The 13302-nt window shown below is 36.6% G+C and carries 8 protein-coding genes; 1 reads left to right on the forward strand and 7 read right to left on the reverse strand.

Annotation, left to right across the window (positions count from 1 at the left end):
• Positions 1 to 242: 242 nt before the first annotated feature.
• From C1638_RS19950 to C1638_RS19980, 7 genes are all read right to left on the reverse strand, one after another.
• Positions 243 to 650, reverse strand: a complete 408-nt coding sequence (locus C1638_RS19950) for a VanZ family protein (RefSeq protein ID WP_438829986.1) — start codon at positions 648 to 650, stop codon at positions 243 to 245.
• Complete coding sequence (gene gcvH / locus C1638_RS19955; RefSeq protein WP_109623698.1) at positions 595 to 972, reverse strand: glycine cleavage system protein GcvH; 378 nt, start codon at positions 970 to 972, stop codon at positions 595 to 597. Before gcvH ends, C1638_RS19950 begins: the two co-directional genes overlap by 56 nt.
• 107 nt (positions 973 to 1079) lie before the next feature.
• A complete protein-coding gene (sov, locus tag C1638_RS19960) occupies positions 1080 to 8123 on the reverse strand; it encodes a T9SS outer membrane translocon Sov/SprA (protein WP_109623699.1) in 7044 nt (2347 codons plus the stop codon).
• Positions 8124 to 8180: 57 nt separating this feature from the next.
• The gene (ruvA, locus tag C1638_RS19965; RefSeq protein ID WP_109623700.1) at positions 8181 to 8765 is read right to left on the reverse strand and encodes a Holliday junction branch migration protein RuvA; all 585 of its coding nucleotides are present in this window, start codon (positions 8763 to 8765) and stop codon (positions 8181 to 8183) included.
• Positions 8766 to 8976: 211 nt separating this feature from the next.
• Positions 8977 to 11262, reverse strand: coding sequence for an NADP-dependent malic enzyme (locus tag C1638_RS19970; RefSeq protein ID WP_109623701.1), 2286 nt, complete (start codon positions 11260 to 11262; stop codon positions 8977 to 8979).
• A gap of 15 nt (positions 11263 to 11277) precedes the next feature.
• Positions 11278 to 12129: a BadF/BadG/BcrA/BcrD ATPase family protein gene (locus C1638_RS19975; protein WP_109623702.1), complete on the reverse strand. Its 852-nt coding sequence runs from the start codon at positions 12127 to 12129 to the stop codon at positions 11278 to 11280.
• An 85-nt stretch (positions 12130 to 12214) separates the two neighbouring features.
• A complete protein-coding gene (locus tag C1638_RS19980) occupies positions 12215 to 12478 on the reverse strand; it encodes a hypothetical protein (protein WP_109623703.1) in 264 nt (87 codons plus the stop codon).
• A 365-nt stretch (positions 12479 to 12843) separates the two neighbouring features.
• Between C1638_RS19980 and C1638_RS19985 the strand changes: the two genes are divergently transcribed.
• Positions 12844 to 13302, forward strand: coding sequence for a GtrA family protein (locus C1638_RS19985; protein ID WP_109623704.1), 459 nt, complete (start codon positions 12844 to 12846; stop codon positions 13300 to 13302).

The following is a 13302-nucleotide window of genomic DNA, read 5'->3' on the forward strand; positions in this document are numbered from 1 at the left end:
AGGATGGGCGTATAAGAGATGTATTTTTGTATGACCTCTTCCCTAGCCCTGATAGAAACGGTTACCCCACAGCTTGTCTTGGAGAGGCAGTGGCCCTTGGTTTTGGAAAGCATTCGCGCGAGGAGTAAAAGTGGAGAGCAGGAAAAAGCTCCTTACGAGTTTTAGGATTTGAAAGTAGAAAAGTATGGGTAATGAAGAATGTGAATGTGGTGATAGGCAGTTTATCTTTTCCTATGGAAGGATCAGAGAAAACGTTTAACCAATATTCTATAGGTAAAGTAACCGATAAGGCAGCCAATAGTGTCAGCAACAATGTCCAGTGTTTCCATAGATCTTCCTAGCCCCATCTCTTCCTGTAGTATTTCGGTAAGGAATGCATATATAAGGATGATCTGAAAGAAGTATGAAAATTTTATTCGAGGAAATGCGGCAATGAAAGAGAAACCTAGGGCTGCAAATATTCCTAAGTGCAAAACTTTGTCGATACCGCTGAACATGAACCAGTACTCATGGTTCTCTTCTCCTGGTTTGAGAAGCATATAAGTAAGAAATGCCCAATAAATGGGCAATATCTTACTAAATATTTTTGAAATCTTATCCAATGATTGCTTGGTAATCTTCTGCAGAAAGCAATTCAGAGTGATCTGCACCGTCAGCAAGTTCTAACTTGATGATCCATCCGTTTCCATAAGGATCTGTATTTAACAGTTCAGGCTGAGCTTCTAATTCTGAGTTGAATTCAATAACTTTTCCTGAAATAGGTAAGAATAAATCTGAAACAGTCTTTACTGCTTCTACACTTCCGAAAACATCTCCGCCATTAAGGTCATCATCCACTGTATCTACATCTACGTATACGATGTCTCCAAGTTCTCCCTGAGCGAAGTCTGTAATACCGATTGTAGCTACATTCCCTTCGATCTTAATCCATTCGTGATCTTTCGTGTACTTTAATTCTGATGGTGTGTTCATTTTTTAATTTTTATTTTGTACAAATGTATTCAAAATTATACTAGCTTCAAATATTGGATATAAAAAAAGTCCTTCAAAACTGAAGGACTTTTAAGTTTATAGTATTTCTAGAATCCACCTCCGGAATCTCCGAATGTAAATGTTGCAGAAATACCTGCTCTAATCGTAGACAGCGGAAATGCTGTTGAGATTTTATACTTTGAGGTCATCTGTTCGTAGAAGACTCTCAGATTCAGGTTTTCGGAGACGTTATAGTCTGCAGAAAGTTTGATATTTAAAAGTCTTTGCCCTCCTGTGATCTGCGAATCATTCAGCAGGATATTCATAATGGAAGTTTTACTGTCTCTTAGTGAAATATCTCCTCTAATATTAAGATCGCTTCCTTTTCCTCTGGTTCCTCTTCCTCTTATGTTAGCTGTTCCCAGTCTGAAGTTTCGGACAATGTATCCTAATCTTACTACATATTCTGAGTTGGAATCTTCTGTTAGTGTATGGTTCACCAGCCCCAGTACCATCATTCTATTTTTGTTGTACTGTAATCCGAACTGCATATTGTTTCTCATGGTAACATCTACTCCGATAAGAGGTGAAAAAGATTCTACGTATCCAACCTGAGCAAAAGTGTAAGGGTTTATTTTATCTCCCTCGCTCTTCGTTCCTGCATCGTCTATTACCTGGTAATAACCATTCGGGTTTCCGTGGTAATCTATATTACTTTGAATTCCTGTTGCGGTGTAAGTTGCTGTATACCCATGCAAGATATCAAACTTTGTAAACTGCCCACTGATTATTGGAATATTTTTTAATCCGGAATAAGTAATTCTCCAGTTTGGTAATGGCATTCCTGATTTTTTAGGATTACCCATTGGTGTAATGGATTTTCCTTCAAGGGCTGCTCTAAACGCAGGAATCAACACGTAGGCATTGGCTATACTGTAATGTTTAGCAAATCCGTTGTTATCTATTTCTGCATTTGGACCTCCTAATTGTAGTGACATTGATTTTGCATTCTCTCTGATTGCTTGATAAACTGCCTGCCCATCCTTAAATGATGAACTAAGGAGTATCGCAGAGTTGGAATAGGTTACCATATCTGTAGCGAATGTAAAACCAGTATCCGGAACTCCTCCATTGGTATAGTTAAATCCTGTATGTGAGAAGTTGCTGTTAAAGTTATGCAACACGTTAAGATCAATTCTGAAGTCATTCATTGGCATCATCTGTAGATTGGCCCTCAATTCCTTGGTTGACATTCTTACATATGGATCCGTCATAAAATTAGAGCCACTCACCCAACCATTTTCCATTACTGTTCTTCTGATGTCTGCCTGAGATCCTAATAGGAATCCGATGGTAGGTCCTCCTAATGTCTGGCCAGAACCATACCAGTTTGGAGCGGATAATAATCCCGGAAGTACAGTCCCATTATTTTCAGTGTAGCTCACATCCAACTGTTTGAATGAAGTCAGGAAGAATGCTGCACTTTGAAGTACAGTAAGCTTATTTTTAAATTTATAGCTCTTATATCTGTATCTGTTCTTTTCCCATTGCTTCGTATACACATTGTTCAAGGAATCCATTTCCTGCTTACGCTTCTGAAGTTTGGTATTAATATTTTTAAAATAGTTAAACTGTCCAAAGAACTTAGGGATATCTGCTGTTGCTGTTGCCTGAATAACATTGGTATTCTGACCTATAGATCCTAAGCTTCCTTCAGGACTTGCAAGGAGTGCTGTAGATCTAGCATTCCAGTTATAAGTAAATCCATAGCCAATTTCCGCATCAATGAAATCCAAATAAGGAAGATACTGGAACGGCAGCTTATAATTCAGCTGTGCTCTATGGTTGTACAATACCGGTCTACCCGATCTGAATACATTTCCGAAAATAGATTTGTTATCCATCATATTAACATCCATGTTATCATTAAGCGTTCTGGTTGAAGAGTTAATTTCAAGCTTTAATGATTTTGTAAAGTTGAATCCTAACCCATACTGCCATCCGAAGTAGAAGTTTCTGTTTCTGATGGCCTCCATATCACCGCCGGCATTTCCACCTAAAATAGCTTCAATATTTCTGAACTCAAGTTCATTGTAATTTCTGTCAATTTCAGTTCTGAAAGATAGTCTTGTCGGGATAGGATTGATATTAAATTCTTTCACCCATTTTAGATACTTCGTTGATTTCGCAGTATCACTAATCATTTTATTGAAAGGCTTCAAAACCCATGGTTTGAAAGTGTAGTTATAATCAATATACCCTCTCAAATACTGTCTGTAGTTTCTCTTGGTATAGATATCTCTGAAATAATCATCGTTATACACCGCAGTTACCGAAACGTTTTCAATATCGTAGAACTTAGGTTTTTTATTCTGATTTACTCTTTCTTTACGCATATTCACCACTCCGATACTTCTTTGTTGTGTATATGTTCTTGCTACTTTTTTCAGTTGCTCTCTGTTTGGAGCCTTACTAAATTCAACATCGGTATCCAAAGGATTGTACTTAGGATCTTCAATGGTTTGTGAATAGGAATAATTTAAAGGAATCTTTATTCCTGTTTTTTCCGGAAGTAACTTATCTACATTAACTGCAGTATTAATACTAAATGCTGATTGGGTAGACTGATTTCTTTCTGCTGGTTTTGAATCAATATTTCCAAATCCAACTGAGGTATAGGATGCATTGGTATTAACGGTAGCAAAATCTCCAAGGTTGAAGTTTAAGCTTGCATTTCCAGCATATCCGCCATCATTTTCAATTTCAGAAAGACGAATTTCATTTACCCAAAGAATTCTATCTATTGGTGTACCTGCCTCACCTCTAGCTACTCCATTCTTAATACCAATCATAATGGTTGTTACATTCCCTAAACTTGGACGTCCCTTAATATAGATTCTTTTAAAGTTATCACCTTCTGCAAAAGTAGGATCAAGGAATCTTTCTGTAATTCTATTAGAATATAGTTTATCTCTTCTGATCTTGGCATCCACAAAATTCTGGATATCAAGGTTCACTTCGTTTTCAAATGGCCAAATTTCCATTGGAGCTGTTGAAGTAGTTGATGTTAATTTCAAAGATGCTTCATATTCATAATAGTTATCTGTAGCATCATTTCCAAAACGAATGAAGAACTTGGTTCTTTTATCCATTTGCCCAACATTTACATCTCGGTTTGCAGGATCATGAGCATGTACAAAAAGTTTAAGCTTTTTATATCTTCTCATATCCAGGGTAGTATTTTTAAATACACCTTTTGCCTTACCTACAGCAAGAGCATTAGCTTTCATATATAATGAAGCTTCGTTCTGTCTCTGTGCTCCTGCATTTCCACTCAACACCTGTCTGTCTATTCCCGGAGGCAATACGTATGGAGGTTGATTAAATGCATTTTCTTCTATATTTACACTTCCCACTTCTAGTTTTCCAATCTCAGTATCATCTGCTGCCCCCTCATCCGGAGATGGCTCTAATTCTGCGTTTGAAAAAGTAGCAAGGTTTTTAGGATATTTTCTCCAGTCTGATCTTACAAGATCCATCGTACCGAATCTCAGGGTTGAAGTATTCTCAAATCCTGCTAACATTAGCCTTGCAAATCTTACATTGTTAAGTACAGTTGGGTTATGAGAACCTTCCACTGGATCGTACTGAGAAACGGGTATTCTGAACAAGTACCATTTTACATCGGCAGACTGTCCGTTCTGGAAAGCTCCTTTTACTGTTTTTACATCAACAATATTATTAACTCCTAATGCTAAATTTGGTTGATCAAGCTTCACTTCATACTGGTTGTAGTTTTCAATTTGATCCAGATTATAATCTCTGTTGATATCTTCTGCATCCGGAGTCTGTGAAGAAACATTTAAAGAGTTTGCTTCTGAGTTTCCGTCCGGGTTTCTGAAATACTTGTATCGTTGAACAAGTGAAGCTGCCTGACTGCCTGTAAATTTATCGGACAGGTAAAATACAAAGTCATCCACCGCAGGGTCAACAATATTTGTTACCGGGTTTACGAATGTATTTCCGAATCTCATGGCTTCCTGGTCTGAACTTAAACCATCATACCCAACGTCCTGTGATTTTCTGCCCTCTCCTTCAGTAGAGAACGCATATAAAATAGGTGGTTGTTTTGGTTGTACTCCCCAAGTTGAAGTGGTTGTAGATGGAGATGATCCTGGTGCAGGAAGACCATTTTCATATAACATTTTTCCATCCTTAAGAATATCTTCAGATACATTTCCTAAGTGTAGTAAAAGTCTTGCATTGGTTCCTAATTTATTACCATCTGCATAAGGGTCCATCATCCAGAATTCTACATACTCAATGTTTGAGCTTACAAAGTTAGGAACACTGATAGGTCTCATAATACCTGCCCATCTGCTGGTTGCCTGTTCCGTTCCCGGATTTACGTTATAAGGTCCTTTTTCACCTGGGAAATAGGATATATCGAATGTATTTGTATAGGTTTGCTCTCCTGCTACAAAATCTCTGTTATTATAAATTTCAGAGTACTGAACTCTTCTTGAAGCGTGGTTGGATACTGACTGTGGAGTAATTCCTGTTGGAGCCTTACCTCCCACTCCCCAGAATCTTGGGTCAATGTTATACCATGATAACAATCCTCTTCCATAACCGCTCGTTAGCTCGTCACTAGCTGGCGGTATATTGAACGGTGGTAATGTGTTTTTTTCAGGTCTTGAAGCTAAGCTCCATGCTGCAGGTTCTTTTAAAGAGATCTTAGAAGTTGTCTGCTCAAAGTCATCAATGTAAGATTGATTATTGGTAGCTTTATTCAATCCCGGAATAAGGTATGCCCCCTCCATCTTAAAGTTGATGTTGGATGGAGCTTCAGTTTTCACTAATGGTAGTTTATCTGTAAACCTGGTTAGGAAAGGAGCCTGATTGTTGTACATCAAGTTGATCCCTGCCATGGTGTTATTAACGGCTTCCTGCCCAAAATTTACTTTCTGGGTAAGCGGAGATTCTGAATAGTTGATTACTGTCCCTCCTAAAATAAAGTTCTCATTAAATCTTCTTTCTAAGTTTAATCCCAAGAATCTTTTTCTCTGGGTATTAAAGGTCAATTGATTTTCTAGTGAGATATTGATAGCCTGTCCGGACTGTTTTACATTTTCATTAATGATCGTCACCGTTCCCAGCATATAGTCTACGGTATAGTCAACTCCTTCAGAAAGCTGTACTCCATTTGCAGAAACCTTTACAGATCCCTGTGGAACGTTTACAGCACCTAGGGAAATCCCTTGTCCCTGAACTCCTTTATAACGACCTTCTATGGTATACCATTGAGGAATGGTAGTTTGGTTTGCCGGTTGTTTTATTTTATCATATAAATCATGGAAAACATACTTTGGATCATTCCCTACCAAACTCTGCATATAGTCCCCAAAAGGCTGTACCTTGGTAAAGATGATTCGTCCATTTTCAGGCCTGACTGTAACCCCATTGACAAAGTCAAAGATACCGTCTCCTTTTGTTCCGTCTTTATTATTCTGAATATCCCCGTTCATGTTAAGACGGTCCCAATTCAATAGCTTTAATAAGTTCTGATCTTTAACAGCTGGAACATCCGGAAGATAATTTACCTTACCTCCGGTCTTCTGATCTCTATAATATACGTTAAGAATAAATCCGTCCGGAGATACCTGACCTGCATCTAAAGAATAAATATTCTTCATCATTAGCTTCCACATTGGAGAAGCCGGGTCTACACTGTTATTTACTCTTAGTACTTTAGTGATCAAAACAGGACTTTCTTCAGAGAATTCCCCTACTTTGTATACTTTACTGCTTCCATTTACTGTATATGAATAAGAAACAGCCAAAAGCTGCTGATCATTTAGTTTTTGATTTAATGAAAGATATCCTAGCTGTGGTTGAAATATATATTCGTTAGAGTTTAGTTTTCTAGCTTTGGTATTAAAGATATAGTGTTCACCATTTCTATAGGGTTCTGTACTTCCCGGAAAAGTCTTTCCCTGAAAAACAGCATCATAATTTTTACCTGCTTCTCTGGTTCCTGCTGTGGTTGAAACTTCATTATACAAATCATTTAGAGAGTTGTCCGGTAGTGTTCCGCCTCCTTCTCCCAGGTCCCTGATCCCGATAATACTCTTTTGGTATGCCAAATTACTATTCCCTTGATCCAATACCCAAACTTCTAGTCTGGTAATATTGATGGTGGAATTGATCTGTGGATAATTAAGTAAGGAATTATCATATTTATCCAAAAAGTAATGTCCTAAAAAGTAGTGCTGGTTCTCTTCATAATCATTGGCGTTTACTTTAAAGTTGTTCATTACACCACCGCCCTGTACTACAATATTTCTGGCTTCACCCTGCTGCTGAGAAAGAACAACTGTTCCAAAGGTTTTACCCAATTGGAATTCTGTCTTTACCCCAAACAATGATTGTGAACCACGGATCAAACTTGTTGAAAGCGGCATATTTACGTTACCAAATTCAACTCTTTTGATAATTTTATCTTCTCCTCCTTCGTTAGGTTTATCTACATTCCCAAGACCTTTACTCTGAAGATCTTTCCAGCTTCCTTTTGCCTGCCAAACGAGGTTCATTCTGTTTTCAAACGCGAAACCACTCTGGGTATCATAATTGGCTTTCAACTGAAGGTTCTCTCCCACTTTACCCAATAATCCCAGCTGAATTCTCTGATCTATATCAAAAGTAAAGCTGGTCCTATTCTGTGGAAGGATCAGCGGGTTATCTATTTTCTGGTAAAGTCCTGCGAAATCAATGGATGCATATCCCGAAGGAATAATCTCAATTTTGTTTCCTCCAAATATGGTTTCAAACAATTTGTTGTTGATCATTAGAGATGGGATGAGCCCTTTCTTTCTGGCATCAGATTTGTCTTTTCTGAAAAGGAGATTATATTTTTCCGATTTTTCCTTATAGTATGCCTTGGTCTGGGTAGCGAGCATATATTCTTTATACTCTTCCGGAGACATGGCAGTAGGAGGACCGGTAATCGTATTCCCAATTTTAGGATATACATAGTACATCCCGGTTTTTATATCGTAATAGGCTTCATACCTTGTAGGGTCTGCCACTTCATATTGTTTTCTTATGATCGCTGTATCTTTTACCTGCTGTGCAAAGGCACTGACAGACATAAACAGGAACGATAGGAACAAAAATATGTTAAGATGCTTATTATTCGCCACCAAATGTTAAATGTTTTTTAAAATTTGTTTAACCAATTCTTCAACCGAGATACTTGGATTTTGTTTTAAAATCTTATCCGCTATCTTTTCACTCGTTCGTTTAGGAATTCCTAAAACTTCTAATGCAGATAACGATTCTTCCTTAACTTTATTATCTACCAACAATGAAATATTATCTACCGGACCACTGAATTTCTGTACTTTATCTTTAAGATCTACAATAATTCTTTCTGCTGTTTTTGCTCCAATTCCTTTGGCTTTCTGAATCAGTGTACCATTACCGGAAAGGATAGCCGAAGCAATCTCATCCAGACTTAGGGTGGACAGCAAAATGAGCGCAGAAACAGCTCCTACTCCATTAACGCTTATTAACAGATTGAACATTTCTTTTTCTGAACGAGTGTTAAAACCGAACAGAAGATGAGCATCTTCACGGATAATTTGTTGAGTGAATAAAAAAGTTTGTTGATTTAAAGCTAGTGTTTGTGAGGTCATCAGACTGATACCTACATAGTAACCAACTCCTTGTACATTGATTACTGCGTAGGTAGGTGTCAATTCCTGAACGGTGCCTTGTAAAGAAAATATCATTATTAATTTTTAAAACTCCCAAATATAGTAATTTAAACTAATTAATATTTTCATTTCACGCGCGAATGGTTTTTAACTTAAATTTTAAATATAAATTCAAAGAATTAACAGAAAAGCAAAAGACTCCAAAAATTTGGAGTCTTTTGTTATATATTCATTAATGCAAGCGTATCTTACAAGCATCAATAATCTACTGATATTCAGTAATTAATTACTTTTTTTCTCTTCTCTGAGCATCAAGAACAGCAATTGTTGCAAGGTTTACGATTTCATCTACGCTTGAACGCATCTGAAGAACGTGTACCGGCTGCTTTAATCCCATTAGGATTGGCCCGATTACCTGCGCTACTTTCATTCCTCTTAAAATTTTGTAGGATAAGTTTGCACTTTCCAGATTCGGGAAGATGAATGTATTGGCCGGAGTTGTACCTAGTTTTGAGAAAGGATAGTCACTTAAATGATCAGCATTCATCGCAAAATCCGGTTGAATTTCACCATCTACAATCATTTTAGGATATTTCTCGTGAAGAATACTCACTGCTTTAGCTACTTTTTTAGAAGTCTCAGAGATGGCTGCGAAGTTTTCAAAACCAAGCATTGCAATTCTAGGTTCGATTGCAAAAGACTTCACTGTAAATTCAGCCATTTTAGCAATATTCACAAGATCTTCAGAGGTAGGGTTCTGATTGATGGATGTATCTGCGAAGAAAATAGGTTTCTTTTCAGACAAAATCATCATCATTGCTGCTACTTTATCTACTCCTTTGTCTTTTTCAATAACCTCTAAAATAGGACGTAATACAGATGTATAGTTTTTAGAGAATCCAACGATAAGACCATCAGTATCTCCATGCTTAAGCATTAAAGGTCCGAAATAGTCTCTCTGACGAACATATCTCTTTGCTTTGTACTCGTTCATTCCTTTTCTTTGACGAAGTTTCCAAAGGGTTTCTCTATATTTTTTTCTGTTTTCTTTCTGATCGTCATCACTTGGATCAATGATTGGAACATCCAGATTGATTCCGTAACGTTCCATTTGTTCCTTGATGTATTTTTTGTCTCCTAAAAGACTTGGGAAAGCAATTCCTTCTTCGTAAAGAATCTGAGCAGCCTTTAATACGTTATATTCTTCAGCGTTTCCAAGGGTAATTCTCTTCGGATTGGATTTTGCACGGCTTTGCATCATTCTCACCAATCTTTCATCTCTTCCCATTCTGTCTAGAAGCTGGTGCTCGTACTCTTCAAAGTCTGCAATACTTTTTCTTGCAACACCACTTTCCATAGCTGCCTTTGCAACAGCACTTGATACTTTAGTGATCAATCTGTTATCAAAAGGCTTTGGAATGAAATATTCTCTTCCAAATTGTAAGCTTTGAACGTTATATGCTAAGATTACAGCTTCTGGTACTGGTTCTTTCGCCAAATCAGCAATAGCGTGTACAGCAGCTAATTTCATTTCTTCATTAATTCCTGTAGCCTGAACATCCAATGCACCACGGAAGATATACGGGAACCCTAGTACGTTGTTTACCTGGTTAGGATAATCACTTCTTCCTGTTGCCATGATTACATCCTTACGGGTATCAAGAGCTAAGTCATAAGCAATTTCAGGATCTGGGTTAGCCAAGGCAAATACGATAGGGTTTTCGCTCATGCTCAACAACATTTCAGGAGTCATCACATTTCCTTTAGATAACCCCACGAAAACATCAGATCCTTTTACAGCATCTTCTAATGTTTCAATATCTGTTTGAGCAATAAAGTCTATTTTCTCAGGAGTAAGATTTTCTCTCTTATGATTAATTACTCCCTTACTATCACACATCAGGACGTTTTCTTTTTTCAATCCTAATGAAATATAAAGCTTTGTACATGCAATTGCAGCTGCTCCGGCACCATTCACCACCATCTTTACTTCGTCAATTTTTTTATTGGCGATTTGTAATGAGTTGATTAATGCTGCTGCAGAAATAATTGCTGTTCCATGCTGGTCGTCGTGCATCAAAGGAATATTTAATTCTTCCTTTAATTTTTGTTCTATATAAAATGCTTCAGGAGCTTTGATATCTTCCAGGTTAATTCCTCCAAATGTTGGAGCAATACCTTTCACGATTTCAATAAATTTATCAGGATCTTTTTCATCAATTTCAATATCAAAAACGTTGATATCTGCAAAAATTTTGAAAAGAAGTCCTTTTCCTTCCATTACCGGCTTTGAAGCTTCTGCACCAATATCTCCTAGTCCAAGTACAGCTGTACCATTAGAAATTACAGCAACCAGGTTTCCTTTTCCTGTATAATCGTATACTGTTTCTGGCTTATCATGGATTTCCATGCAAGGAACTGCTACGCCTGGAGAATATGCCAATGACAAGTCTCTTTGGGAGGAGTGTGGCTTGGACGGTATAACTTCTATTTTTCCCTTAGGTTCTGCTTTATGATAATCTAACGCGGCCTGACTAAAATTCTTTTCGTCGCGATTGTTGTTACTTGACATACGTTTTATTTTTTGTTAGAGTATATATTTAATGTGGTAATCTACTAAACTTTCAATTGGTTTCTGAACTACATGTCCCACATTTAAATTAAGTTCTGCTGCTACAGAACGTAGAATATTTTCATAATAATAAGCAATAGAGCCAATGAAATTAATCTCGGCATCTTTTGCTTCCTGATAAGGAAGAACCTGGTATTCAAAGAAACTTTTCATTTCCTCAAAAACCATGTCTTTAAAATAAGGATGGTCTTTTCTTTCGATAACGAATTTATTGAAATTCGCCAAATAAGCATTAGGTCTTGGAGAGTGATACATATTTTTCAATGCATCTTCTATGGTAAGCTGGTAATCTGCCTCAAATTCGGTGTGGAGATCTGCTGGCAGTTTTTTCATAAAATATCTTCGTACCAACTGCTTTCCTATCGCACTTCCGCTTCCCTCATCTCCAATAAGGAATCCAAGGGATGGTAGTTCTATTTTCAGATTTTCTCCATCAAAATAACAAGAGTTTGATCCGGTACCCAGTATGCATACAATAGCCGGCTTTCCGCTATATGCAGCATATGCAGCGGCCATCAGGTCTTCTTTTACAATAATTTCAGCTTTTCCAAATACTTTTTTAAGCTCTTCTTCTATAGTTTCGCAGTTTTTTTTCACACCGCATCCAGAACCATAGAAAAAAACTTTGGTAATTGAATTTTTGACCAATATAAGGTTGCTGTTTTTCTGTATTTCAGGAGCGATAAGTTCTCTGTTGATAAAATTCGGATTGAAGCCGATAGTTTCAGTTTTCAAAAAAACTTTCTTAAAGTCATCAAGAATTACCCAATCCGATTTAGTAGAACCACTATCTACAATAGCAACCATATTTTAGATTTTAATTTAAGGGGGCTAAATTATGAATTTATCTTCAATTAGCATTTAAAAACAACTTGAAAGCTGTCTAAAATCATTATTGTTTTATCTTGGTTTTCTTTTCGTTGAATTGCAGGAGCCAGTCTTCTATTTCATCTTCCAGATAAGAGGCCTGTAATACCATAGCATTGATAAAATCATCGGGTACAGGTTCTCCATTGGAGTTTTCAAGATTCCAAAGTTCATTGGACATATTTTCGTATTCAGAATACACTCGTTTGAAGCGGGAGTTTTCTTTCTCCAAAGCCTCAATATTTTTCTGTTGAAGCTGGAATTTTCTGTATTTGTTTTGACGTTTCATACAAATATTATTATCGATTAAACCGTAAAATGTTGGAGTAGTATGCTTTCAACCACGCATTACAAGATAGAAAAAACCATTATCACAAGGATTTGAAAATGAATTTATTATCAGGTTATAGTAACATCATTCTGTAGATTAAAATTAGAAATAATTTTTATTTAAAAAAATATTTTAACATCTTTTTTCAGTGTTTAACATATAGTTATAAATTTGCATATCCATATTGTAAAGTATCCCGATCATGAATGACTGAAAAGCATTATTAATAGACAGGGTACATTCGATAAACAATCGTTTTGAATATAAAGCGCTTTGATCATCAATACAATATGTAAAATATTTTCAGGTTTTATATTAATTAAATGAAAGAAATACTTATACGCCAGAAACAGGTTTTGTTCTTCATCATTGCAGGAGGATTAAGCGCCATTGTTGAAATTGGCAGCTTCAAGATATTCAGCACCTATCTCCCTCACTTCTTTGAAAACGAGACCAATTTTCATGGGATCCACTACCCTTTAAGTAACATTTTCTCCACCAGCTGCGGGATCATCACTAATTATTTCCTAAGTATTTGGTTTGTTTTTGAAAGAGGAAAACATTCCAAGAAAAGAGAGTTCGCTTACTTTATGATGGTATCCTTTATTTCGACTTTGCTAAGTTTAGGCTTCTTCCAGATATTTTACAGTTTTGTATTTAAGGATAATATCAATTTATTTTTTTATACCTTGAGTCCGGAAATGATCAGTAAAATTGCAGCAATTCTATTGGTTTCCATTCTTAATTATTCGGTAAAAAAGAAAGTAATTTTTAACGGTTAG

It is taken from the genome of Chryseobacterium oncorhynchi (assembly GCF_002899895.1).
GTDB classification, from domain to species: Bacteria; Bacteroidota; Bacteroidia; order Flavobacteriales; family Weeksellaceae; genus Chryseobacterium; species Chryseobacterium oncorhynchi.

Coding starts and splice junctions, on each gene's coding strand:
- ruvA (WP_109623700.1), bottom strand. CDS start 8,765: ATGATATTTTCTTTACAAGGCACCGTTCAGGAATTGACACCTACCTAC.
- sov (WP_109623699.1), bottom strand. CDS start 8,123: ATGTCTGTCAGTGCCTTTGCACAGCAGGTAAAAGATACAGCGATCATA.
- gcvH (WP_109623698.1), bottom strand. CDS start 972: ATGAACACACCATCAGAATTAAAGTACACGAAAGATCACGAATGGATT.
- C1638_RS19970 (WP_109623701.1), bottom strand. CDS start 11,262: ATGTCAAGTAACAACAATCGCGACGAAAAGAATTTTAGTCAGGCCGCG.
- C1638_RS19975 (WP_109623702.1), bottom strand. CDS start 12,129: ATGGTTGCTATTGTAGATAGTGGTTCTACTAAATCGGATTGGGTAATT.
- C1638_RS19980 (WP_109623703.1), bottom strand. CDS start 12,478: ATGAAACGTCAAAACAAATACAGAAAATTCCAGCTTCAACAGAAAAAT.
- C1638_RS19985 (WP_109623704.1), top strand. CDS start 12,844: ATGAAAGAAATACTTATACGCCAGAAACAGGTTTTGTTCTTCATCATT.